Source organism: Stenotrophomonas sp. YJH_SMC_57 (assembly GCF_059369755.1).
Window position 1 is genome coordinate 36002 of record NZ_JCAFSZ010000018.1, and the last position, 22602, is coordinate 58603.

At 68.0% G+C, this 22602-nt stretch carries 21 protein-coding genes and 1 pseudogene; 7 read left to right on the top strand and 15 right to left on the bottom strand.

Annotated elements, in window-relative coordinates; all coding sequences use genetic code 11:
* Nucleotides 1-354 precede the first annotated feature (354 nt).
* On the bottom strand, nt 355-1533 hold the full coding sequence (locus AC5P7U_RS19700) for a glutathionylspermidine synthase family protein (RefSeq protein ID WP_197564949.1): 1179 nt from the start codon (nt 1531-1533) through the stop codon (nt 355-357).
* A gap of 7 nt (nt 1534-1540) precedes the next feature.
* Complete coding sequence (locus tag AC5P7U_RS19705; RefSeq protein ID WP_414555342.1) at nt 1541-2113, bottom strand: DUF1190 domain-containing protein; 573 nt, start codon at nt 2111-2113, stop codon at nt 1541-1543.
* A 410-nt stretch (nt 2114-2523) separates the two neighbouring features.
* Here AC5P7U_RS19705 and ilvD point away from each other — a divergent pair, with 410 nt between their 5' ends.
* Entirely contained in the window at nt 2524-4362 is a 1839-nt protein-coding gene (gene ilvD, locus AC5P7U_RS19710; protein ID WP_197564948.1) for a dihydroxy-acid dehydratase, read from the top strand.
* Nucleotides 4363-4462: 100 nt separating this feature from the next.
* Nucleotides 4463-5635, top strand: a complete 1173-nt coding sequence (locus tag AC5P7U_RS19715; protein ID WP_495221381.1) for a DUF418 domain-containing protein — start codon at nt 4463-4465, stop codon at nt 5633-5635.
* 93 nt (nt 5636-5728) lie between these two features.
* Here AC5P7U_RS19715 and dinG read toward each other — a convergent pair whose 3' ends face one another.
* The 3 genes from dinG to aroE form a co-directional block, all read right to left on the bottom strand.
* The gene (gene dinG / locus AC5P7U_RS19720) at nt 5729-7831 is read right to left on the bottom strand and encodes an ATP-dependent DNA helicase DinG (RefSeq protein ID WP_197564970.1); all 2103 of its coding nucleotides are present in this window, start codon (nt 7829-7831) and stop codon (nt 5729-5731) included.
* A gap of 155 nt (nt 7832-7986) precedes the next feature.
* Complete coding sequence (locus AC5P7U_RS19725) at nt 7987-8340, bottom strand: hypothetical protein (RefSeq protein ID WP_006475707.1); 354 nt, start codon at nt 8338-8340, stop codon at nt 7987-7989.
* A 3-nt stretch (nt 8341-8343) separates the two neighbouring features.
* Complete coding sequence (aroE, locus tag AC5P7U_RS19730) at nt 8344-9189, bottom strand: shikimate dehydrogenase (RefSeq protein ID WP_495221382.1); 846 nt, start codon at nt 9187-9189, stop codon at nt 8344-8346.
* Between the two features lie 48 nt (nt 9190-9237).
* Here aroE and AC5P7U_RS19735 point away from each other — a divergent pair, with 48 nt between their 5' ends.
* Nucleotides 9238-10101, top strand: a complete 864-nt coding sequence (locus tag AC5P7U_RS19735) for a hypothetical protein (RefSeq protein WP_312560945.1) — start codon at nt 9238-9240, stop codon at nt 10099-10101.
* 171 nt (nt 10102-10272) lie between these two features.
* Here AC5P7U_RS19735 and AC5P7U_RS19740 read toward each other — a convergent pair whose 3' ends face one another.
* From AC5P7U_RS19740 to AC5P7U_RS19755, 4 genes are all read right to left on the bottom strand, one after another.
* Nucleotides 10273-10542 carry an SHOCT domain-containing protein gene (locus AC5P7U_RS19740; protein ID WP_006475735.1) on the bottom strand — a complete coding sequence of 90 codons (270 nt, stop codon included), beginning with the start codon at nt 10540-10542 and terminating at the stop codon, nt 10273-10275.
* Between the two features lie 32 nt (nt 10543-10574).
* Entirely contained in the window at nt 10575-11564 is a 990-nt protein-coding gene (hemB, locus tag AC5P7U_RS19745) for a porphobilinogen synthase (RefSeq protein ID WP_133935866.1), read from the bottom strand.
* Nucleotides 11565-11583: 19 nt separating this feature from the next.
* Nucleotides 11584-12501 carry a bestrophin family protein gene (locus AC5P7U_RS19750; RefSeq protein WP_008265913.1) on the bottom strand — a complete coding sequence of 306 codons (918 nt, stop codon included), beginning with the start codon at nt 12499-12501 and terminating at the stop codon, nt 11584-11586.
* Nucleotides 12502-12623: 122 nt separating this feature from the next.
* Entirely contained in the window at nt 12624-12872 is a 249-nt protein-coding gene (locus AC5P7U_RS19755; protein WP_006475755.1) for a hypothetical protein, read from the bottom strand.
* Between the two features lie 184 nt (nt 12873-13056).
* Here AC5P7U_RS19755 and AC5P7U_RS19760 point away from each other — a divergent pair, with 184 nt between their 5' ends.
* A complete protein-coding gene (locus AC5P7U_RS19760) occupies nt 13057-13527 on the top strand; it encodes a YbjQ family protein (RefSeq protein WP_133935868.1) in 471 nt (156 codons plus the stop codon).
* 95 nt (nt 13528-13622) lie between these two features.
* Here AC5P7U_RS19760 and AC5P7U_RS19765 read toward each other — a convergent pair whose 3' ends face one another.
* From AC5P7U_RS19765 to AC5P7U_RS19780, 4 genes are all read right to left on the bottom strand, one after another.
* Complete coding sequence (locus tag AC5P7U_RS19765; protein ID WP_308308234.1) at nt 13623-15422, bottom strand: DUF885 domain-containing protein; 1800 nt, start codon at nt 15420-15422, stop codon at nt 13623-13625.
* A gap of 67 nt (nt 15423-15489) precedes the next feature.
* Nucleotides 15490-16005 (bottom strand): cytochrome c oxidase assembly factor Coa1 family protein, encoded by a 516-nt coding sequence (locus AC5P7U_RS19770; RefSeq protein WP_308308235.1) that lies wholly within the window; start codon nt 16003-16005, stop codon nt 15490-15492.
* A gap of 25 nt (nt 16006-16030) precedes the next feature.
* A complete protein-coding gene (locus AC5P7U_RS19775) occupies nt 16031-18256 on the bottom strand; it encodes a S9 family peptidase (RefSeq protein ID WP_164086451.1) in 2226 nt (741 codons plus the stop codon).
* 158 nt (nt 18257-18414) lie between these two features.
* A complete protein-coding gene (locus AC5P7U_RS19780) occupies nt 18415-19104 on the bottom strand; it encodes a glutathione binding-like protein (RefSeq protein WP_006475826.1) in 690 nt (229 codons plus the stop codon).
* Between the two features lie 110 nt (nt 19105-19214).
* Here AC5P7U_RS19780 and AC5P7U_RS19785 point away from each other — a divergent pair, with 110 nt between their 5' ends.
* Both AC5P7U_RS19785 and AC5P7U_RS19790 read left to right on the top strand, forming a co-directional pair.
* Entirely contained in the window at nt 19215-19856 is a 642-nt protein-coding gene (locus tag AC5P7U_RS19785) for a TIGR00645 family protein (protein WP_197564993.1), read from the top strand.
* Nucleotides 19857-20057: 201 nt separating this feature from the next.
* Nucleotides 20058-21059 carry an energy transducer TonB gene (locus AC5P7U_RS19790; protein ID WP_006475839.1) on the top strand — a complete coding sequence of 334 codons (1002 nt, stop codon included), beginning with the start codon at nt 20058-20060 and terminating at the stop codon, nt 21057-21059.
* 69 nt (nt 21060-21128) lie between these two features.
* Here AC5P7U_RS19790 and AC5P7U_RS19795 read toward each other — a convergent pair whose 3' ends face one another.
* Nucleotides 21129-21383 carry a hypothetical protein gene (locus AC5P7U_RS19795; protein WP_006475840.1) on the bottom strand — a complete coding sequence of 85 codons (255 nt, stop codon included), beginning with the start codon at nt 21381-21383 and terminating at the stop codon, nt 21129-21131.
* A 77-nt stretch (nt 21384-21460) separates the two neighbouring features.
* Between AC5P7U_RS19795 and AC5P7U_RS19800 the strand changes: the two genes are divergently transcribed.
* On the top strand, nt 21461-22249 hold the full coding sequence (locus AC5P7U_RS19800; protein WP_053451109.1) for an AraC family transcriptional regulator: 789 nt from the start codon (nt 21461-21463) through the stop codon (nt 22247-22249).
* Nucleotides 22250-22294: 45 nt separating this feature from the next.
* Here AC5P7U_RS19800 and AC5P7U_RS19805 read toward each other — a convergent pair.
* Nucleotides 22295-22602 (bottom strand): annotated as a pseudogene (locus tag AC5P7U_RS19805) (hypothetical protein); the annotation flags it as partial.

Consider the following 22602-nt stretch of genomic DNA (forward strand, 5'->3'; position numbering starts at 1 on the left):
CCAACCTTGGTTGGCACGAACCCACAGCGCCGACCAAGGTCGGCATCTGCCAACAACGGTGCAGGCCAGCGGCCGGCACTACCGGCACATCGCGCTGGTGGGTGCCAACCTTGGTTGGCACGAACCCACAGCGCCGACCAAGGTCGGCATCTACCAACAACGGTGCCGGCCAGCGGCCAGCACTACCGGCACATCGCCCTGGTAGGTGCCAACCTTGGTTGGCACGAACCCACAGCGCCGACCAAGGTCGGCATCTACCAACAACGGTGCCGGCCAGCGGCCGGCACTACCGGCACATCGCGCTGGTGGGTGCCAACCTTGGTTGGCACGACGGCCCTGTGGGCCGTACCGCCATCATACGTAGATCCGCGTCGGCGCCTCGTCCACGATCGCGTGCGGCACGAAGCGCGCACTGTCGCGGGTGATCGCGCTGTCGTCCTCGCGGATGCCGATGCCGCAGGCGTGGTCACCGACCACCCAGCTGCCGATCAGCGGGTAACCGCCGTCGAAGCGGGTGAGCGGATGCGCGCGCTGGATGATCGCCGGGCCGTCGTAGGGACCGTCACTGCGCTGGGTGCTGCCATCGGCCAGGTGCATCTCGATGTTGGCGCCTTCGCGCGAGAACAGTGGCTTGCGCACCCAGCCCGAGGCCAGCGTGCTGCCGTCATCGAAGTGCGCTTCCAGCAGGTTCGGATGACCGACATTGCGCTGCCACAGCAGCGGCAGGATGCCCTTGTTGCTCAGCACCGCCTTCCATGCCGGCTCCAGCAGCTGCACGCCCGAGCCGGGCAGCGCGCGGCCAAATTCCTCGGTCATCAGGTCTTCCAGCGGGTACAGCTTGAACAGCGTGCCGATCACCGAATCGTCCAGCGCGGTGAAGCGGCCATCTTCGGACAGGCCGATATCTTCGATGGCGATGGCCTGGCCATGCAGGCCGGCCTGCGAGGCGCAGTCACGCAGATAATCGACGGTGCCGCGGTCTTCATCCGAGCTGCCTACGGCGCTGAAGTACAGCGGCGGCGGCAGCTGCGCGGCCAGTTCGCCGAAGCGCTCGACCAGCGCTTCATGGATCGCGTTGAACTGGTCGGCGTGCTGCGGCAGGCGACCGGCGTTGCGCTGGTCTTCCAGCCACTGCCACTGGAAGAAGCTGGCCTCGAACAGCGAGGTCGGCGTGTCGTAGTTCAGTTCGTACAGCTTGGCCGGGCCGGTGCCGTCGTAGGCCAGGTCCAGGCGGCCATAGAGGTGCGGCTGGCGCTGGCGCCAGCTGTCGGCAATCCAGTCGCGGTAGTGCGACGGAATCGCCAGCTGGTCCATCAGCCGTTCGCTGGCGATGACATCGCCGACCAGGTCCAGCGCCATCTGGTGCAGCTCGGCGCTGGGGTCTTCGATGTCCTGCTCGATCTGGCGCAGGGTGAAGGCGTAGTACGCGCTTTCATCCCAGTACGGCTGGCCGTCGATGGTGTGGAAGCGGAAACCCGCCTCTTCCGCGCGTGCCCGCCACTGGGCACGCTCGGCAATCCGGATGCGCTGCATGGGTCGATCAGCCGCCGTAGCTGCCGCTGGTGCTGCGGCGCGCGCTGGCGTTGCCGAAGCCACCACGGCTGGCGGTGACCGCACGGTTCGGCTCGCTGGTGACCGGCGCCAGGCCAGCCTTGCCCGCGCCGATGCCGCTGGCGGTGTTCAGGCCGCCAGTGCCACCCGGGGCCGGGCGCGCCCAGCCCGCGCTCTTGTCCTGGTAAGCCGGCGACGCCGCCGGTGCCTGCGGGGCCAGGCCGCCGCGATTGCTCAGCATCTGCGACATGAAGAAGCCCATCATCATCGGGCCGATGAACGAGGTGCCGGCCGACGTGTGCTGCTGCACGCACTGTTCCGGCTTGTAGTCCTTCTCACAGGCTTCCTTGCTGGCGTACTTCGGCGCCGCATCGGCGGCCTGCTTCTGCGCTTCGGCGAAGGCGTTGCGGCAAGACGACGGATCGCCGGTGGCCTCGGTGCAGGCTTCGACCGAGGTATACAGGCCTTCCTGCACCTTCACCTCCGGCTCCTTCTGGCAGGCGGTGAACAGCAGCGGCGCGGCGCTCATCAGCAGCAGCGCGGTGGTGCGGGAACGTTTCATGGCCTCATGCCCTGTCGACGGATCAATGCCCCAATGATGCCAAATCCTGGCCAGCAACCGGAATCGGCAAAGTCCGAAAGATGAACGGACTTTCATTTTCGTCGGGCATTGGGGGTCAGCGCCCATCGCGCCGCGATGGGATCCGCCCCCGGACGGCGCACCGCTCTGGCAGGTGCCAACCTGGGTTGGCACACACCCGGCGGCGCCCGGCGATGCCCAGCGCGCACAGCCAAGTCTCCGGCGAGAAGCCCCCTTGTTGTTCAAGGGGGCGCGCCGAAGGCGCGGGGATAAGGGGAAATGCGTGGACCACCAAGCCGCTGCAAGCGGTGAAGGTGGTTGCAGCAGCAACCGAAAAAATTGTCCATGATCGGGCGACCCCCACGTTGTACGGCCCGCCCGTTCCGCCAGCCATGCCTGAATACCGCTCCCGCACCTCCACCGCCGGCCGCAACATGGCCGGCGCCCGCGCCCTGTGGCGTGCCACCGGCATGAAGGACGGCGACTTCCACAAGCCGATCATCGCCATCGCCAACTCCTTCACCCAGTTCGTGCCCGGCCACGTGCACCTGAAGGACCTCGGCCAGCTGGTCGCGCGCGAGATCGAGCAGGTTGGCGGTGTCGCCAAGGAATTCAACACCATCGCCGTGGACGACGGCATCGCGATGGGCCATGACGGCATGCTGTATTCGCTGCCCAGCCGCGAGATCATCGCCGACGCCGTGGAGTACATGGTCAACGCGCACTGCGCCGACGCGCTGGTGTGCATCAGCAACTGCGACAAGATCACTCCCGGCATGCTGATGGCCGCACTGCGCCTGAACATCCCGGTGGTGTTCGTCTCCGGCGGACCGATGGAAGCAGGCAAGACCAAGCTGTCCGAGCACAAGCTGGACCTGGTCGACGCGATGGTGGTGGCCGCTGATGACAGCGCCTCCGACGAGAAGGTGGCGGCCTTCGAGCGCAGTGCCTGCCCCACCTGTGGTTCGTGCTCGGGCATGTTCACCGCCAACTCGATGAACTGCCTGACCGAAGCGCTGGGCCTGTCGCTGCCCGGCAACGGCACCACCCTGGCCACCCACGCCGACCGCGAGGCGCTGTTCCGCCGCGCCGGCCGCCTGATCGTCGAACTCTGCCACCGCTGGTATGGCGGCGAAGACCCGGGCGCGCTGCCGCGCGGCATCGCCACCCAGGCCGCGTTCGCCAATGCGATGACCCTGGACATCGCCATGGGCGGATCGACCAATACCATCCTGCACCTGCTGGCCGCCGCGCAGGAAGCGGAGGTCGACTTCGACCTGACCCATATCGATGCCTTGTCGCGGCGCGTACCGCAGCTGTGCAAGGTGGCGCCCAACACGCCGAAGTACCACATCGAGGACGTGCACCGCGCCGGCGGCGTGTTCGGCATCCTCGGTGAGCTGGACCGCGCGGGCCTGCTCGATACCGGTGTGCCGACCGTGCACAGCGCCAGCCTGGCCGACGCGCTGGAGCGCTGGGACGTGGTGCGCAGCGACAACGACACCCTGCATACCTTCTTCAAGGCCGGCCCGGCCGGCATTCCTACCCAGGAGGCCTTCAGCCAGGCCACGCGCTGGCCGACGCTGGACGTGGACCGCGCCGAGGGCTGTATCCGCTCGCTGCAGCACGCGTATTCGCTGGAAGGCGGGCTGGCCGTGCTGCGCGGCAACCTGGCCGTGGATGGCTGCGTGGTGAAGACCGCCGGCGTGGATGAGTCGATCCACGTGTTCGAGGGCCCGGCACGCGTCTACGAAAGCCAGGACGCCGCCGTCGCCGGCATCCTCGCCGACGAAGTGCAGCCGGGCGAGGTGGTGGTGATCCGCTACGAAGGCCCGAAGGGTGGCCCTGGCATGCAGGAGATGCTGTATCCGACCAGTTACCTGAAGTCGAAGGGGCTGGGCAAGCAGTGCGCACTGCTGACCGATGGACGCTTCTCCGGTGGCACCTCGGGCCTGTCGATCGGCCACGTTTCGCCGGAAGCGGCCAGCGGCGGGGTCATCGGCCTGGTGGAAGATGGTGATCGCATCCGCATCGACATCCCGGCCCGCCGCATCGATCTGCTGCTGGATGACGCCACCCTGGCCCAGCGCCGCACCGACGCCGATGCGCGTGGCTGGAAGCCGCGCGCGCCGCGCCCGCGCAAGGTCACCAGCGCGTTGAAGGCCTACGCCCTGCTCGCCACCAGCGCCGACAAGGGCGCCGTACGCAACACCGCCCTGCTGGGCGACTGACCCCTGTGCGGTAGTGCCGGCCGCTGGCCGGCATCTGCCGCGTGCCTCGAGGCTCATGCCGGCCAGCGGCCGGCACTACCGATCCGGTACGCTGCGCGGCATGACCCACCGCCTGCCGCGCCAACCCCTCATCGATGCCCTGCGCGGATTCGCGCTGCTCGGCGTGTTTCTGGTCAACCTGCGCTTCTTCTCGCTCGATGCGCTGATGAGTGAGGCCGCGCAGCAGGCGCTGCCCAGCGCAGCGCTCGACCAGGCCATCCGCACCGGCATGGAATGGCTGGTGGACATGAAGGCAATCACCCTGTTCTCGCTGCTGTTCGGCATGGGCGTGGCGATGCAGATGGACGGCCGGGCGCCCGGCAGCATGGCCGCGCACCTGCGGCGGATGGCGGTGCTGCTGGTGATCGGCCTGCTGCATTCGGTGCTGCTGTGGTGGGGCGACATCCTGCTGGTGTATGCCGTGGTCGGCCTGCTGCTGCCGTTGTTCCGGCACCTGGGCGATCGTGCCCTGCTGTGCAGCGGCCTGTTCATCGCCCTGTTGCTGCCACCGCTGCTGTCGCCGTGGATCCGCGAATGGGTGGCCCTGCTCACACCGCGCGCGCAGATGAACGCCATGGCGCTCGGTGCGCTGGAGCACGGAAGCCTGGCGCAGGCGTGGTGGCACAACCTGCAGCTGGCGGCATGGCTGAAGCTGAGCAACTGGGCACTGCTGTTCTTCGTGCTCGGCCGCTTCCTGCTGGGCTACTGGGCCGGTCGTCGCGGCCTGCTTCAGCAGCCGCAGGCACACCGGCCGCTGCTGCGCGCGATCGTCGTCGGTGGGCTGCTGTTGACGGCCGCGTTCCTGTGGATCGATGCCCACGCCGACGCGCTGAAGCAGGCGTGGCCGGCGCTGCGTAGCGGTGTGCCGGGCTACCTGCTGCGCGTGGCGTACCGCGTTGCGCCGCTGGCACTGGGCATCGCTGCGGCCGCCATCTTCGCCCTGCTCTATCTGCGCCCATGGGCCGAACGCGTGCTGCGCGTGTTCGTCCCGGCCGGGCGCATGGCATTGAGCAACTACCTGCTGCAAAGCGCCATCTGCGTGCCGTTGTTTGCCGGCTTCGGGTGGGGCATCGGCCCTCAGCACGGGCTGTGGCCGGTGCTGCTGGTGGCAGCGATGCTGTTCCCGCTGCAGCTGTGGGCGAGTGCGTGGTGGCTGCGCGGCCATCGCTTCGGGCCGGTGGAATGGCTGTGGCGCAGCGCCAGCGAAGGACAATGGCTGCCGCTGCGGCGCTAGCCATCGGAGACGGAGCGGATCAGGTCGTTTTTTGCCATTTGCGACTTAATCCCCTCCGTCCCCGTTTTGCCGGCCAGCGGCCGGCACTACCGGTCAGCCGATCACGCGCTTGAACGGCGGCAGCGCGTCGATGATGCGCTTGCCGTAGCGACGGGTCAGCAGCCGCGAATCAAGGATGACCACGCGACCCGTGTCGGTGGAGGTACGGATCAGGCGGCCGGCGAACTGGGTCAGCGTGCGCAGCGCGTGCGGAATCGCGATCAGGTTGAACGCGTTGAGCCCGCGCCCTTCGAACCACTCGCTGAGCGTGGCGGTCTGCGGGTCGGTCGGCACCGCGAACGGCACCTGGGTGATCACCACCGTGGTGCAGGCTTCGCCGGGCAGGTCCAGGCCCTCGCCGAACGAGTTCAGGCCGAACAGCACCGAGCCCTCGCCCGCCGCGACGCGGCGCAGATGTTCGTCGATCAGTCGGGTCTTGGACATCTCGCCCTGCACCAGCACCTGCTTGCGGCGCGCGGCCGGCATCAGGCCGGCCACCTTCTCCATCTTCCAGCGCGAGGTGAACAGCACCATCGAGCCCTTGGCCCAGTCCAGCTCGGTGTCGAGGTAGCGCGCCACTTCGCGCGGATGGCCTTCGCGATCATCCGGTGTGACCGGGAACTTCGGCACGATCAGCTCGGCCTGGTTGGGCAGGTCGAACGGCGAGGACAGCGAGACCATCTCGGCCTCTTCGGGAATGCCGTTGTCGATCGCCAGCGACTGGAAGTCGCCGCCGCCGGTCAGCGTCGCCGAGGTCATCACCACCGAATCCACTTCGTCCCACAGCAGCTTGCGCAGCACGTGCGCGGCCGACACCGGCGAGCCGTGCAGCACGAGGTCGCCGTCGCGGGTGGCAGTGACCCAGCGCGCCATCGGCGGCGCACCGTCCTTGTCCTCGCGGCGCCAGGCCTGCCACAGGTTGTACTGCTGCTCGATCATTTCCAGCGCCATGCCCAGGTTGCGCTGCAGGCGCTCGCGCGCGGCATCGTCCGGCTTGCCCTTGGCCACCTGCGCGGTGGCCGCATGCGCCCAGTTGTAGAGGCTGCGGGTATCGTCGGCCAGCGCTTCGATCGGCTCGCGCCAGGCCTCCGGCAAGCGACCATTGGCGGCGCGCCACATCGGCTCCTCGTCGGCCGGCGCCGGCATCCACACCCGTTCGATGTGGTCACGGAAGGCGCGCAGCTGCTTGGCCACGTTGCTGGCCACCTCGATCGCTTCGTTGGGCAGCAGGTTGCCGAGGCGGTCCTTGTCGACCGCACGGTAGGCGCCGGCAATCAGGATCTGCAGGCGGCCGGTGCGCTTGGCCATCTCGTCCAGCGCCAGGCTGGCCGCGCCCTGGTCGATCGCCACGTTGCCGATGTGATGGCCTTCGTCCAGTACCAGCAGCATGTCCGACGGCGCCGCGATCAGCGGCTGGCCATTGTCGCTGTCGCCGATCGACAGCGCCGACAGCAGCAGCGCGTGATTGGTCACCACGATCTGTGCGTCGCGCACTGTATTGCGCGAACGCAGCACCGCGCATTGCGCCGAATAGGCGCAGCGACGCCCTGCGCAGCCCGAGGCCGGCGTGGTGATGCGGCTGCGCAGGCCGGGGCTGATGGTCTCCGGCGCGTTGTCGATGTCGCCATCCCAGCTGCCGCCGGTGAAGGCATCGGTCAGGCGCTTGGCAATGTCCATCTCGATCGGCGCCAGCGGCCGGTCGAACAGCGGCGCGTCATCCTCGAACATGCCGCCCTGGGAGCCCTCGCCCTGCGCCTCGGCAGCATTGCGCGTGCACAGGTAGCGGGTACGGCCCTTGGCCAGCGCCACGGTCGCTTCCAGGCCGGTGGCCTTGAGGAAATTCGGGATATCGCGCTCGACCAGCTGCGACTGCAACGCCACGGTGCCGGTGCTGATCACCAATTTCTTCTTGCTGGCCAGCGCGATCGGCACGCCCGCGGTGAGGTAGCCCAGGCTCTTGCCGACGCCGGTCGGCGCCTCGACCACGCCGACACCACCGCTTTTCGACAGCGCGCGCGACACCACGCCGATCATCTGGCTCTGCGAGCGACGGGTGGAAAAGCCGGGGGTATTGGCCTGCAGCGTCGTGTACGCCTTGCGGATCGCGTCCTTCAAGGGGTCATCGAGCGTGCGCGGAGCGGCGACGGTTTCGGTCACGCCGGGAATTACCGTGGCTGGATCAGGCCGGTCATTGTCGCATGGCCGGCGACGTCCGCCGCCGCTGGCACCCTGAACGGGGCAGCGACGACGCCCGGCAGCGGGATGAACACGCCGGGCGGTACAGGCGACGGCCCAGGGCCGTCACCGGGGCGTCACTGCACCGGATTGCCGCGCAGCCGCAGCAGGCGCACCAGCGCCCATACCAGCAGCACCACGCCGATGGCCTCGACCATCGCCAGCGCGAAGTGCAGCACGCCCAGAAGGGTGCTCAGGCCCGACACGGCACTGAAATCACCGCTGCGGATGATCCACATCGGCAGGATGCCCGCCGCCATCCCACCGAGGCTGGACAGCAGCAACAGCAGCAGGCCGACCAGGGCGCCGGTCCGGGTGGCGTCGCGCGGTGCACCCACCACCCAGACCAGGCCAACGCACAGCGCAATCAGTATCGGCAGGCGCACGCCCACCATGCTCAGCAGCGTCACCAGCAGGGTTGCGTTGTCCATGGCTCAATCCTCGCCGGCCAGCACGGCCGCGCCCTCGCGCAGCGACTGGTAGACCTCGTCGGTCTGCGGGCGCACGCCGTGCCACTGCAGGAAGCTCTCGGCGGCCTGTTCGATCAGCATGCCGAGGCCATCGACGGTATTGCGGCAGTTCGCCGCGCGCGCCCAGGCCAGGAAGGCGATGGCCGCCTCGCCGTAGTTCAGGTCGACGGCGGTGGTCATCGAATTGACCAGCGACAGCGGCAGCTTGAACTCGACATCGCGGTCGCGGCCGGCCGAGGTGGCGTTGACGATCAGCTCGAAGTCGCCAAGGTCGCGCAGATCTTCCCAGTAGCGGCTGATCGCGCGGCCCGGTTCGCCCATCGCGTCGATCAGTTCATCGGCGCGTTCCGGCGTGCGGTTGACCACCACCAGCTCGGTGATGCCGGCATCAAGCAGCGCCGGGGCGACGCTGCGTGCGGAGCCACCGGCACCGATCAGCAGCATGCGGCGGCCACGCAGGTCCAGGCCGTGGCGGTCGGTCAGGTCGCGCACCAGGCCGATGCCATCGGTGGTGTCACCGTGCCAGCGATCGCCCTTGCGCAGCAGGGTGTTGACCGAGCCGGCGCGGCGCGCCCGTGCGGTCAGCGTGGTGCACACGGAGAACGCGGTTTCCTTGTGCGGCAGGGTGACATTGGCGCCGACACCGCCTTCGGCGGCAAACGCCTCCAGGCCGGCCAGGAACGCATCCGGGGCCAGGTCGATCGCGCGGTAATCCACCGCGATGCCTTCCTGGCGACCGAACGTCGCATGGATCTGCGGCGACTTCGAGTGGGCAACGGGGTGTCCGAAGACGGCGTAACGGTCGGTCATGGAATCCTCAAGCTGGCTAGACTGATGCTCTTTCGTGCACGGACCCGGATGATGCGCATCACCCCGCCCCTGCTGGTGCTCGCCGCCAGTCTACTCTCTGCCCCCGTGGCGATGGCGTTGAACGAGTACGGCATCGAAGGCATGGGCGTGGTCTCGACCCGCGCCGACGAGGGCCGCGCCACGATCAGTGCCGATGGCCAGCGCATCGTCTTCGCGCGCCGCAGCGAGGCGGGCTGGGGCCTGTGGGAAGCGCGCGTGGCCGATGGCCGCTGGCAGCAGGCGCAGCCCCTGCCGGTGGGCGTGGCCGGTGAGGCCCGCGATCCCTACTTCAGCCGCGATGGGCGCTGGCTGCTGTTCGCGGCCGGCCGCCAAGGCACGCTGGCGTTGTATCGCGCGGCATTGTCCGCCGATGGCCGGCTGGGCACTGCGCAGGCCCTGGCCGGCGATGGCGGGCGCCAGGAAGAGCGCGGGCCGGCCCTGAGCGCGGATGGCCAGCGCCTGCTGTTTGCCCGCCAGCAGGGACGTGGCGCGGGCTGGGACCTGTTCGTGGCCGCGCTGGACGCCGAGGGCAGGCGCAGTTCCGTCACCGCACTGAGCACGTTGAACAGCGCCGAGGACGAGACCGACGCTGACTGGCTCGGCAATGATGGCGCGGTGGTGTTCAGCCGCGGCAGCGGCGCGACCGCGCAGGTCTGGAGCAGCGGCTGCGCATGGAGCGGCGCGGCGCTGCAACCGCTGGGGCTGTCGTTCAACCAGGCCGGCGGATGGACCGGCGCGCCGGTGATCGACAACGCCAGGCCGGGCGAGATGCTGGTCGCCAGCAGTGCGGCGAAGGCACCGCGTGCCGGCGGCGTGGATGTGTACCGGTTGGCGGTACCGAAGGTGGCGGCGGTGCCCGGGTGCGTGCAGTAGATCCACGCCATGCGTGGATGATCGTTTGGTAGATGCCAACCTTGGTTGGCATGCAGGAAAGTGCCAACCAAGGTTGGCACCCAGCGTGGATGATCGTTTGGTAGGTGCCGACCTTGGTCGGCACAGAAGCAAAACCGCCAACCAAGGTTGGCCACTACCAGAGCATCGCCGTCAGCGCGACAACACCCTGGCGCGCTGCTGCTCGTACTCGACCTCGCTCAGCTGGCCGTTGTCCCTGCGCTGGTTCAACGCGGCCAGTTCGGCCTGCACGCTGTCCGGCAGCGCCTGCTCACGGGCCACGTGGCGGGCCGCCGACAGCTGCTCCGGCGGGCGCTTGCCGGCCCGCCAGGCCGCGATGAAGACACCGACAATGATGGCGCCGAACACCAGCGTACCGATGCCCCAGATCAGCCATTGCATCCATCCCAGTTCGGGGCCCATCGCGCATTCCTCCGTCTATCGTCGCGCCATTGTCAGCGCTCGCGCAGCCATCGCGCCACCTGCGGCGCGAAATAGGTCAGCACGCCATCGGCACCGGCCCGCTTGAAGCCCAGCAGCGACTCCATCACGCAGGCGCGCTCGTCCAGCCAGCCGTTGGCGAAGGCGGCCTTCATCATCGCGTACTCGCCGCTGACCTGGTAAGCGAAGGTCGGCACGCCGAACGTCTCTTTGACCCGGCGTACCAGGTCCAGGTAGGGCATGCCTGGCTTGACCATCACCATGTCGGCGCCCTCTTCCAGGTCCAGCGCGATTTCGCGCAGGGCTTCGTCGCCGTTGGCCGGGTCCATCTGGTAGGTCTTCTTGTCGGCCTTGCCGAGGCTGGCCGCGCTGCCCACCGCATCGCGGAACGGGCCGTAGAACGCCGAAGCGTACTTGGCCGAATAGGCCATGATGCGCACGTTGATGTGGTTGGAGGCATCCAGCCCGCGGCGGATCGCGCCGATGCGGCCGTCCATCATGTCCGACGGCGAGACGATGTCCGCACCGGCCTCGGCATGCGACACCGACTGCTTGACCAGTGCGTCGACGGTGATGTCGTTCAGCACGTAGCCCTTGTCGTCGATGATGCCGTCCTGGCCATGCGTGGTGTACGGGTCCAGCGCGACGTCGGTCATCACCCCCAGTTCCGGGAAACGCGACTTCAGCGCGCGGATCGCCCGCTGCGCCAGACCGTCCTCGGCCCACGCCGCCGACGCGTCCAACGACTTCAGCGACGGGTCGATCACCGGGAACAGGTCGATCACCGGAATGCCCAGCTCCAGCGCTTCTTCGGCCACCTTCAGCAGTTCTTCGATCGACAGCCGCTCCACGCCCGGCATCGACGGCACCGCGGTGCGGCCGGCAAGCTCGTGCACGAACACCGGGTAGATCAGGTCGTCGGTGGTCAGCGTGTTCTCGCGCATCAGGCGGCGCGAGAACTCGTCATGGCGCATGCGGCGCGGGCGGTAAAGCGGGTGGGACATGGCAGGCTCCGAGGAGTGGCTATTGCAACAGGTAACCCTGCGGCAGCAGGGGTTCGGGCAAGGGGCGTTCGCCGAGCGCGTCGAGCTGGTCGATCTCGATCGTGCGTACCAGCGCGTCCAGCGGCAGGTCGTTCGGCTCCAGGCCGAACGGGTCTTCCATTTCCTCGCCCAGCTGGTCCAGGCCGAAGAAGGCGTAAGCCAGCACCGCCGACAGCACCGGCGTGCCCCAGCCCAGCGAACTGGCCAGGCCGAACGGCAGCAGCACGCAGAACATCCACGCGCAGCGGTGCAGCAGCAGGGTGTAGGCGAATGGCAGCGGGGTGGTGAGGATCCGCTCGCAGCCGGCCTGGATCGACGACATCGCGTGCAGGCGCTCCTCCAGCTGGGCGTAGAGGATCGGATTGAGCGCACCGGCACGCAGGGCCTGGGCCAGCTCGGCGGCGATCATCGCCAGCAGCGCATCGGCCACGTTCTCGCGCTGGCCCAGCTGTTCGCGCTGCGGCTTGTCCAGCCAGGGCAATGCCGCCAGGGCGACGATGCGTCCGCGCAGGCGCGCCGCCAGCGCATGCGCGAAAGCAGTGGTGAGGTAAGCAATGCGGCGGCGACGGCCGGCGTCATCGGCCAGCAGCAGGTTGACCTGGCGGGCCAGCGAACGCGATTCAAAGACCAGCTGGCCCCACAGCTTGCGGCCTTCCCACCAGCGCTCGTAGCAGGCGCTGTTGCGGAAGCTGAGGAAGATCGACAGCACCAGGCCGAGCAGGGTGAACGGGGTCACCGAGACGCGCTCGATGCCGGTCGGCGGCGCCAGTTCCACCACCGCAGCCACTGCGATGGACAGGATCAGGATCGCCAGCACCTTGGGTGCGATCGCTTTGACGATCGAACCACGCAGGATGTAGAGCAGTTGCCAGCCGTGGGGACGGGGTCGGATGATCATGGGGCAGCCGCGCCGGGCGCGGATTCACAGGCACGCGGGGGGCTCGCGCAGCCATTCATTGTACGCCCCCGCCCGGCTGTGGGCCGTGTGCCTGCGACGCCCTGTCGCACCCGGGGACGGGCTCAGATCACGCCGCCGCCCAGGCCGAGACGGAGGATGCCGACCACCACCACGATGCCGTTCAGCACCAGCCCGGCCCAGGCCCGGCCGCGCTTGCTCGGGTGGGTGAACAGGATGCCCAGCGCGGCGATCACCGCGCCGACGGCAGCGAACGGGATCAGGAACCAGTTGCCCCAGCCCAGCAGCGGAATCAGCGCCAGGATCATCCACAACAGCGCCAGTACGCCCCACAACAGACTGATCACACCCATGCCGCTCTCCCGCCGTTGGTTTCTGGGCCCACCATAGACGTTCCCGCCGCTGCCGCCTACTGCCATTGGCGGGGCTGTCACCAGGGCCGTGCTAGCGTGCGGTGGTGCGTGCCCTGGCCCGGGTGTTGGCCCCGATTCAGAGTGGCCCGCCGATGATCGCAACCAGTCCTGCAGGGGTGATGCCATGAACATTCGTTGGGCCGCGTTGGCGGCCATGCTGCTGGCCGCCGCCGGTTGTGCCAGTACCTCCAAGGTGATGCTGGGCCGTGCCCGCGCGCCGATCGACCCAGCCCAGGTGCAGATCTATTCGACGCCGCCGGCCGGCTCCCAGGAAATCGCCCAGCTGGAATCGGCGTCCGCGGTGGGTTTCGGCACCCAGGGCCAGACCGATGCGGCGGTGGCACGCCTGAAGCGCGAGGCCGCGGCGCTGGGTGCCAATGGTGTGGTGCTGATGGGTGTCGGCAGCAGCGGTTCGCCGGTGGGCATGTCGGTCGGCGCCGGTACGTTCGGCTCGCATGTCGGTGGCGGCGTGGGCATCGGCATTCCGACCACGCAGAAGCGCGCCGCCGGTGTCGCGATCTGGGTACCGAATCCGCAGCCGCCGGCACGGCTGCCGACGCAGGTGATCACGCCGCCACCGCCGCCGCAGCGGTGACGCGACTGCGCCACCGCCGGTAGTGCCGGCCGCTGGCCGGCAACCCCGGGAATCCCAGGCAATGCCGGCCAGCGGCCGGCACTGCCCGGCGATGTTCAGCGCTTGTACTTCGGCACGAACACCTTGTTCACTGCATCGGCCAGCTGGTCCGGCGGCAGCAGGCCCTGGTCGAGCAGGAAGTTGTTGAACGCCAGGCGGTCGAACCTCGCGCCCAGCGCCAGCTCGGTCTGCATGCGCAGCTCCAGGATGCGGGTATAGCCGTAGAAGTAGCTGCCGGCCTGGCCCGGCATGCGCACCATGTAGCGATCCAGTTCCTGGGTGGCCATCGCCTTGGACAGGCCGACCTGCTCCATCAGCACGCGCTCGCCGTTGGCACGGTCGGTCAGACCGAGGTTGAGCATCGGGTCAAGCATCGCGCGTGCGGCGCGCAGCAGGCGGAACTGCAGCGCGATCATCTGCCCGTCCAGCGGCTCGTACGGCACCATCTCGGCTTCGGCATACAACGCCCAGCCTTCCACGTTCACCGAATTGAACGCGAACATGGTGCGCGCCAGCGAGATGCCGCGCTCGACCATCGCGGTGAACTGCAGCTCGTGGCCCGGGCGGCCTTCATGCGCACTCAGCGTCCATGCCGCTGCCCCGAAGTTGAAGTCGTCGTACTGCGCGCCCGGGCCCGCGGCCGGGTTGCCCAGCGGCAGCACGAAGGTGCCCTGCTGCCCGGTGTTGTTGACCAGCGGCGCCGGCAGGAAGTGCGGGGCCGGGCTGGCCGCGCTCTCGGCGGCCGAGCCCAGGCGCATCTGCATCGCGCGCTTGGGCACGTCGACGATGGCGTGCTCGCGGATCAGCGGGTCGATCGCATCGATCACCTTGCGGTAATGGCCTTCCAGATGATCGTCAGCGATCTTGTCGGCCTTCAGCGCGCGGATCACCGCCACCGGGTCACTCGGATCGGCCACCTTCAGGCCCTTGTCCTTCACCACCAGCGGCGCCAGCTGCTGCATCGCCGAGCGGGTTTCCATGAACTCCAGCTGCGCACGCTGCATCAGCAGCTTCGGGTCGATGTCGATGCCCACCTGCTTGAGCTGGTACGCATACAGCGGCGCCGGCAGGCGCGCGTCGGCACGTGCCTTCGGCAGCACCTCGGTGCGGGTCCAGGCCGCGTAGTCCTTCATCTGCCCGGCCAGGGTCTTCATCGCCTCGTCGGCGCCGGCGATCTGGTACTTCTTCAGCAGCGACTCGATGCCGGTGATGTAGGTCTCGACGTTGTCCAGCGACTGCTGCACTTCGATCTTCGTCGGCTGCAGCAGCGTGCTGTCCTTCAGCCGCTCTTCGTAGCGCTGGCGGGCCAGCGTAGTGAAGGCGGTGCCACCCGGCTGCAGGCCGGCATAGGCCTTCAGGCGGTCGACCGCCTTGGCCCGGCGCTCGGCCGGCACCTGATCGGACAACAGCAGGTTGAGGCCGCTGAACACCGTCTGCGGTGCGTCGCTCCACGGCAGCAGGTACTTCTCGTTGAGCTCGCTGCCTTCGATGTTCTGGCTGGCGGCATGGATCATGATCTCCAGGTCCTGGCGGACGTTGGGATCCTGCTCGGTGGCCAGCTTCGCCTTCAGTTCGTCGCGTGCCTTGGCCATCGCGGCGCGGTAGCGCTTGCCGTTGTCGGGGCCCAGGTCGGCCACCTTGTCGTCGTAGCCGGGCACGCCGAAGAAGCCGGTTTCTTCCGGCTGGAACGGCCCCTGCGCATCCAGCAGGATCTGCGCCAGCGCATTGCTGCGGGCGACCCAGGCCGGGCTGGCCGGGGTGGTGGCCTTGGCGGCGGGTGCCGCCAGCGCCGGCGGTGCGGACAGCAGCGGGGCGGCAGTCAGGGCCAGGGCAACGGCCAACGCGATCGGCTTCATGGTGCACTCCAGGACAGGGTTGCCCGCACCCTACGCGTTCAGTGCGGCGGCGACAATCGGCCGGAGGTCACAATGCGGCGGTCAGCGGGCACTCGCCACGATCACGGCAGGCCTGCAGCTCGCATTCGTGCGCCGCTTCATCATCATCCAGCGCGGTCAGGTCGAAGGTCTGCTTGTCCTCGGCCAGCACGTACATCACCGGGTAATCCCACACATCGTCGCTGCGGGTGCCCTTCACGAACAACCGGCCGTGCGCGTGCGGCCCTTCCAGCGAGACGGTCAGGCCGACATCACGCTGGCCATTGATCGCGGTCTGCATGCTGCCCAGCGGCATCGACCCGGCACGCAACGGCTCGCCGAACGCGTCCACCAGCTCGATGCTGCAGCCGGCGCGGCGCAGTGCTTCGCGCATCGGCGGGCTTCCGCGCGCCGCCTCGCTCCAGCCCAGCACGCTCCAGGCCACCACGCCGGCGACCGTGCCCAGCACCAGCACCACGGTCAACGGCATCGCCCAGCGCCAGTGGCGGCACCACCAACCAGCAGATCGCTGCTGATGGGCGGGAATCGGCGGTGGCAGGGTCATCGGCGGGCTCCTTCCCGGCTGCGGATCAGGGTTTCAGGCAACGTCCCAGGAAGGCTTCGGCCACGCGGTAGCGATGCAGCGCATCGGCACCGGACAGGCCATGCTTGGCACCCGGATAGGTCATCAGTTCGAACGGCTGGGCACGCTTCTGCAGCGCGCTCATCAGGCTGGTCGAGTTGGTGAACAGCACGTTGTCGTCTGCCATGCCGTGGATCAGCAGCAGCGGCGAACGCAGGCCCTCGATATGGGTCAGTACGCGCGCTTCGCGGTAGCCCGCTTCATTGCGCGCCGGCAGGTCCATGTAGCGTTCGGTGTAGTGGCTGTCGTACAGCCCCCAATCGGTCACCGGCGCACCGGCCACGCCGCAGGCGTACTGGTTCGATGCCTTGGCCAGCAGCATCAGGGTCATGTAGCCGCCGTTGGACCAGCCCTGCACGCCGATGCGTGCCGGGTCCACCCACGGCTGCTGCTTCAGCCAGGCCACGCCGCGCAGCTGGTCGGTCACTTCCACCGTGCCCTGCTTGCCGTACAGCGCGCCGCCGAAGTCACGGCCACGACGCGGTGTGCCGCGGTTGTCCAGCGAGAACACCACGTAGCCCTGCTGGGCCAGGTACTGGTTGAACAGGTGATCACCGCGGCCGGGCCAGCTGTCGGTGACGGTCTGGCTGGCCGGGCCACCATAGACGTACACCGCCACCGGATAGCGCTTGGACGGATCGAAGCCGGCCGGCTTGATCAGGCTGTAGTTCAGCGGCGTCTTGCCATCAGCGGCGGTGAGCGTGCCGAACTCGATCGGGCGCTGCGCGTCACGGTAACGCGCATACGGATGCTTGGGATCGGCCAGGTCGTTCTCGAGCAGGGTGGCGATCTTCTCGCCATTGGCACGGAACAGCTCGATCTGCGGTGGCGTGCTGCTGTTGGACCAACTGTCGACATAGACACTGGCGTTGCGCGCGAAGCTGGCGCTGTGCATGCCCGGCGCCTTCGACAGCCGCTGCGGCTCGCCGCCCTGCAGCGACACCGCGTAGATCTGGCTTTCGCGCGAGGTCTCGATGCCGGCGCGGAAGTAGGCCTTGCCGGCTTTCTCATCGACCGCCAGCAGTTCGTCCACCGGCCAGTTGCCGCGGGTCAGCGCGGTGGCTTTGCCCTTGCTGTCGATGCGGTACAGGTGCTGGAAGCCGGTGCGCTCGGACGACCACAGCACGCTGCCGTCTTCCAGGAAGCGCAGGCTGTTGTGCAGCGGCACCCAGGTCGGGCTGGTTTCGTGGGCGAGCACGCGCTGGCGGTTGGAATCGAGCGCCACTTCCACCAGGTCCAGCTGCTTCTGGTCACGCGACTGGCGCTGGAAGCTCAGGTGCTGCGCATTGCGCCAGTCGACGCGGGCCAGGTAAATGTCCTGTTCCTTGCCCAGGTCGACCCAGCGCGGTTGTGCGTCGGCGGCCGGCGCGATCACGCCCAGCTGCACGCGCACGTTCGCGTCGCCCGCGGCCGGATAGCGCTGCTCGATCACGTCGGTGCGGTCGGCATAGACTTCGTAGCGCTTCTGCACCGGCACCGGCGATTCATCGATGCGCGCGAAGGCGATGGCCGAATCGTCCGGCGCCCACCAGTAGCCGGTGTGGCGGTCCATCTCTTCATCGGCGACGAATTCGGCCACGCCGTTGCCGATCGTGGTGCTGCCGTCGCGGGTCAGCTGCAGCTGCTTGCCGCTGGCCAGGTCGATCACCCACAGGTTGCGGCCGCGGATGAAGCTGACGAAACCGCCCTTCGGCGACAGCTTGGCGTCGGTGGCGAAACCCTCGCCGTGGGTCAGCTGGCGAACCGCCGCCTGGCCCTGCTGCTTCAGGTCATAGAGATACAGTTCGCCGCCGAGCGGGAACAGCAGCCGCTGCGCGTCCGGCGACCACTGGTAATCGACGATGCCGGTCATCGCGGCGATGCGCTGTCGCTCGCGGCGGGCCTTTTCCTCATCGCTGAGGGTCTCGGTGCCCGGCAGCACCACCTTGGAGTCGACCAGCAGGCGGGTCTGGCCGCTGCCGATGTCGTAGGTCCACAGGTCCAGCTGGTTGCGGTCGCTGTCCTTCCCGCGCAGGAAGCTGACCTGCGAACCGTCGGGAGCGACCTTCGGCTTCATCAGGGTCGGGCCGGACAACGGCAGCGGGCCGGTGATGGCTTCCAGGGTCAGCTTTTCAGCGTGGGCGGCGGTACTGGTGGCGAGCATGAGGGCGAGCGAAGCGAACAGGTGGCGCATGAAGAATCCCGGCAAACGGCAGGTCCGCCCACCACGATGGATGCGGGGCGGTCGTCCCCCATCCTAACCAAGCCCGTGCAGGAAGACAGCATGACCTTTTGCCCATAAGGCCTGCCCGTATGGGGTGCCGACCAGCGGTCGGCACCCACCGTCCCGGGTCAGCGCTGGCCGAACAGGTGCCTGCGTTCTTCGTCGCTGAGCGGCTTGCCTGCGTTCGGATTCACCTGCTGGCGCAGGGCGTAGGCGCGCTGGGTGGCCGGGCGCGCGGCGATCGCTTCATGCCAGCGCTTCAGGTTCGGGAACGCGGAAAAATCGACGGGGATCTTGTCGTAGGCGCCGATCCACGGGTAGCTGGCCATGTCGGCGATGGTGTATTCATCACCGGCCAGGAAGGCGTGCTGGGCCAGGCGCTTGTCCATCACCCCGTGCAGGCGGCGCACTTCGTTGTCATAGCGCTCGATCGCATACGGGATCTTCTCCGGCGCGTACACATTGAAGTGACCCATCTGGCCGCTCATCGGGCCCAGACCGGCCATCTGCCAGAACAGCCATTCCAGGGTGGTGACGCGGCCGCGCGGGTCGCTGGGCAGGAACTGGCCGGTCTTCTCGGCCAGGTACAGCAGGATCGCACCCGACTCGAACACGCTCTGCGGGGCACCGCCATCGGCTGGGGCCTGGTCGACGATGGCCGGCATCTTGTTGTTGGGCGAGATCGCAAGGAATTCCGGCTTGAACTGGTCGCCCGAGCCGATGTTGACCGGGTGGATGCGGTACTCCAGGCCGGTTTCCTCCAGCAGCAGGGTCACTTTGTGGCCGTTCGGGGTGGGCCAGTAATACAAGTCGATCATGGCGGCGGCTCGGGGCGCGGAAAGGAACCTGGAGTCTAGTGCGTGAGTTGGGTTGGCACCGTCATGGCGGGCCGGTAACCTCGCGGCTCCCCCGAAACGCACTGTCCTGCATGAGCCACAGTCCTCGTCCCCTGTCCCCGTTGTCCTCGCTGATCTTCGCCTCGCGCTGGCTGCAGCTGCCGCTGTACCTGGGCCTGATCCTCGCCCAGTGCGTCTACGTGTTCCTGTTCGGCAAGGAGCTCTGGCACCTGCTGTCCCACTCCGTCTCGATGGGCGAACAGCAGATCATGCTGATCGTGCTGGGCCTGATCGACGTGGTGATGATCTCCAACCTGCTGGTGATGGTGATCGTTGGCGGCTACGAGACCTTCGTCTCGCGCCTGCGCCTGGAAGGCCATCCGGACCAGCCGGAATGGCTGAGCCACGTCAATGCCAGCGTGCTGAAGGTGAAGCTGGCGATGGCGATCATCGGCATCTCCTCGATCCACCTGCTGAAGACCTTCATCGCCACCAGCGCGCTGAAGGGCCTGCCGCTGTGCAAGCCGGAACAATGGGCCGCCGCGGTGTCGTCGGCTTCGACCAGCTTCTACAGCGCTGGCGTCGAGACCTGCACGACCATGACCCAGGAAGGCGTGCTCTGGCAGACCATCATCCACTGCGTGTTCATCCTGTCGGCGATCGGCATCGCCTGGACCGACAAGTTGATGTCCAACAGCCACAGCAAGCCGCACGACAAGGCGAACGATCACTAAGGCCGTCGCCGGCAGCGGCCTGACCGCCGTTGCCTGTCCCGGCCACCGCCCCTTGTGCGCGGCGGTGGCCGGGATGCTAGATTGCACCCTCGCCGTTGCCGGCGGTGGCGTCGGGAAACGTCACCCTGCCGCGCCCGGACCGCAGGTCCCGGCCATGCATATCAATGATTTACGTCACGTCGTCTTCTAGAGGGGAGCAGGATGTCGCACGTCTCAATGATCACCGCCGCGCGCCGGTGGCTGCCGGTTGCCCTGGCACTGGCGCTGGCCGCCTGCTCGGGCAAGGAGGAAGCTCCGGCTTCCGCGCCGGACAAGGCACCAGCCGCTGCTGCACCGGCCGCTCCGGTGGTCGCTGCCAAGGTGCAGTCGATGGGTACCGAACAGCTGCGCGAATCGGCCAGCCAGGCGCTGCGCGAGAACCGCATGTACGCGCCGGCCGGTGACAACGCCATCGAGTACTACCTCGCCCTGCGTGACAAGACGCCAGACGACGCCTCGGTGAAGAGTGCGCTGACCGACCTGCTGCCCTACACCCTGATCGCCGCCGAGCAGCATCTGGCGCGCGAGGATTACACCGAGGCGCAGCGCCTGGTGGCATTGATCGAGAAAGTGGATGCGTCCGCGCCGGCCCTGCCGCGCCTGAAGGAAGGCCTGGCCAAGGGCGTGCAGAACGCCGCCAAGCGCACCGAAGCGGAAGCCGAAAAGGCGAAGAAGGACGCCGAGGACCGCAGCAAGCAGCAGACCGAGCAGCAGCGTCTGACCGAGCAACGCGCCAAGGAAGCCGATGCCGCCAAGCAGATTGCCGCGCAGCAGGATGCCGCACGCCGCGACAACGAACGGCAGGAGGCCGAACGCCAGGCCGCCGCCCGTCGTGAAGCCGAGCAGAAGCAGCAGCAGGCCGCCGCGCAGCAGGCCAGCGCCGCACGCCAGGCTGCAGCCCCGGCCGCACCGACCCTGCGCCCGGTCAGCACGCCGGCGCCGCGTTATCCGGGCGAAGCCCTGCGCTCGGGCACCTCGGGCGAAGTGCTGGTGGAGATCACCGTCGGCACCGATGGCTCGGTAGTGAACGCACGCGTGCTGCGCGCGACACCCGGCCGCGTGTTCGACCGCGAAGCTCTCAATGCAGTGAAGCGCTGGCGCTTCGAGCCGGTCAGCGCCCCGGTTACCACCCGCCGTACTCTGGTGTTCGCGCCGGGCGGCTGATGCCGCGGCAACGCCGGGCCACGCCCGGCGGTCTGGATCAAGGCCCGGCATGCCCGGGCCTTGTGTTTTTCAGGCTGCCGCGTCGATCAGCCGTTGCAGGACCGGATCGCGCGCCGTCATTACCCTGAAAAGGCCTAGCGCGTGCAATGCCGGCAGCAGATCGCGAAGATCGACCTCTGCCGCGGCACGGGTGGCAGCACTGCCCGCAGGATCCTGCCAGTCGCGCACGCTGGCGAGGAAAGCGCCGACGCTGCCCTTGCGCACGGTCAGGCCGTTCACGTGCACGTCGTCCTGGTGATCGGGGAGGATGTCCTGCGGTTTCATGGGAATGGGCTCCTTGGAATGGGCCGCCAGTCTCAGGCTTGCAGTTCGACCGTTCTGCCGTATAACTGCCAACGTATATGGCAGATCAGCCAACCCAAGTGCCTTTGATCGATCCCGCACTGGCCGATGCGGCCACAGGGCCGTGGCTGCTGGGCGTACAGCTGACCATGCCGGGGACGCGACGCACGCCGCGTCACCAGCACGCACGCGGGCAGCTGCTGGGTGCGCGCCGCGGCCTTATGAGCATCGAAGCCGGCGACCAGCACTGGCTGCTTCCGGCGGGACACGTAGCGTGGGTCCCGCCTCGCCTGCCGCATGCATTGGCCAGCCTCGGTGACTTCGACGGCTGGAGCCTGTACTTCAGTACTTCGGCCTGCGCGCCATTGCCCACTGTACCGCGCGTGTTCCAACCCAGCATGCTGCTGCAGGCGGCGGTGCCACGCGCTCTGCAGTGGAGGCACGGCGCATTGGGGGATGCGCAGCTGAGGCTGGCCGGAGTAATTGGCGATGAGATCGCAGCTGGTCTTCCGTTGCCGCTGGCACTGCCGCAGCCACGCGATCGCCGCCTGCGACGGATCGCCACCGCGCTGGCCCGCGCGCCACATGATCCGCGCAGCGTGCAGGACTGGGCCGCTGCCAGCGGCCTGTCTGGCCGCAGCCTGGCTCGCCATTGGTTGGCCGAAACGGGCATGCCGCTCAGCCACTGGCGGCAGCGGTTGCGCGTACTGTTGGCATTACCGCGCCTGCTGTCAGGCGAAACGGTCATCGAAGTCGCGCTGTCGATGGGCTATGAAACACCCAGTGCATTCATCGCCGTGTTCAAGCGCGAGATGGGGGTGACACCGGCACGCTATGGTGCGGGGTGAGACTTGGTATGGTGGACCGGAAAAGGGCCGGCCACACCAGAGATGCTACTCCTCTGGGCGCCACATCATCCGCTCCTTGTGGCGTTCCATCGCCCGCGCATAGATGTCCGGATCGCTGGCAAATTCAGCCATGAACCTTGGCTCTGGAAGTCGATAGGGATCCTCAGGATCAATCTGGCATTCCGCCTCGATCTCCGGTGGGAAGACCGGCCTGCGGCAGGTCTTGAAGGTCAGCCACCGGCAGAGCGTGAGTGCGCCATAGACCGGGAACATCAGGTTGGTACGCAGCGGCATCAGTGCCGTGCCCATCATCAGGATGACCATCAGCCAGCAGTTGCGGATCGTTGGGTCCG

Coding starts and splice junctions, on each gene's coding strand:
- AC5P7U_RS19800 (WP_053451109.1), top strand. CDS start 21,461: ATGGCAGATCAGCCAACCCAAGTGCCTTTGATCGATCCCGCACTGGCC.
- AC5P7U_RS19795 (WP_006475840.1), bottom strand. CDS start 21,383: ATGAAACCGCAGGACATCCTCCCCGATCACCAGGACGACGTGCACGTG.
- AC5P7U_RS19700 (WP_197564949.1), bottom strand. CDS start 1,533: ATGCAGCGCATCCGGATTGCCGAGCGTGCCCAGTGGCGGGCACGCGCG.
- AC5P7U_RS19725 (WP_006475707.1), bottom strand. CDS start 8,340: ATGGACAACGCAACCCTGCTGGTGACGCTGCTGAGCATGGTGGGCGTG.
- AC5P7U_RS19740 (WP_006475735.1), bottom strand. CDS start 10,542: ATGGGCCCCGAACTGGGATGGATGCAATGGCTGATCTGGGGCATCGGT.
- AC5P7U_RS19765 (WP_308308234.1), bottom strand. CDS start 15,422: ATGAAGCCGATCGCGTTGGCCGTTGCCCTGGCCCTGACTGCCGCCCCG.
- AC5P7U_RS19780 (WP_006475826.1), bottom strand. CDS start 19,104: ATGATCGACTTGTATTACTGGCCCACCCCGAACGGCCACAAAGTGACC.
- ilvD (WP_197564948.1), top strand. CDS start 2,524: ATGCCTGAATACCGCTCCCGCACCTCCACCGCCGGCCGCAACATGGCC.
- AC5P7U_RS19760 (WP_133935868.1), top strand. CDS start 13,057: ATGAACATTCGTTGGGCCGCGTTGGCGGCCATGCTGCTGGCCGCCGCC.
- AC5P7U_RS19705 (WP_414555342.1), bottom strand. CDS start 2,113: ATGAAACGTTCCCGCACCACCGCGCTGCTGCTGATGAGCGCCGCGCCG.
- aroE (WP_495221382.1), bottom strand. CDS start 9,189: ATGACCGACCGTTACGCCGTCTTCGGACACCCCGTTGCCCACTCGAAG.
- AC5P7U_RS19750 (WP_008265913.1), bottom strand. CDS start 12,501: ATGATCATCCGACCCCGTCCCCACGGCTGGCAACTGCTCTACATCCTG.
- AC5P7U_RS19770 (WP_308308235.1), bottom strand. CDS start 16,005: ATGACCCTGCCACCGCCGATTCCCGCCCATCAGCAGCGATCTGCTGGT.
- AC5P7U_RS19755 (WP_006475755.1), bottom strand. CDS start 12,872: ATGGGTGTGATCAGTCTGTTGTGGGGCGTACTGGCGCTGTTGTGGATG.
- hemB (WP_133935866.1), bottom strand. CDS start 11,564: ATGTCCCACCCGCTTTACCGCCCGCGCCGCATGCGCCATGACGAGTTC.
- AC5P7U_RS19790 (WP_006475839.1), top strand. CDS start 20,058: ATGTCGCACGTCTCAATGATCACCGCCGCGCGCCGGTGGCTGCCGGTT.
- AC5P7U_RS19735 (WP_312560945.1), top strand. CDS start 9,238: ATGATGCGCATCACCCCGCCCCTGCTGGTGCTCGCCGCCAGTCTACTC.
- AC5P7U_RS19775 (WP_164086451.1), bottom strand. CDS start 18,256: ATGCGCCACCTGTTCGCTTCGCTCGCCCTCATGCTCGCCACCAGTACC.
- AC5P7U_RS19785 (WP_197564993.1), top strand. CDS start 19,215: ATGAGCCACAGTCCTCGTCCCCTGTCCCCGTTGTCCTCGCTGATCTTC.
- AC5P7U_RS19715 (WP_495221381.1), top strand. CDS start 4,463: ATGACCCACCGCCTGCCGCGCCAACCCCTCATCGATGCCCTGCGCGGA.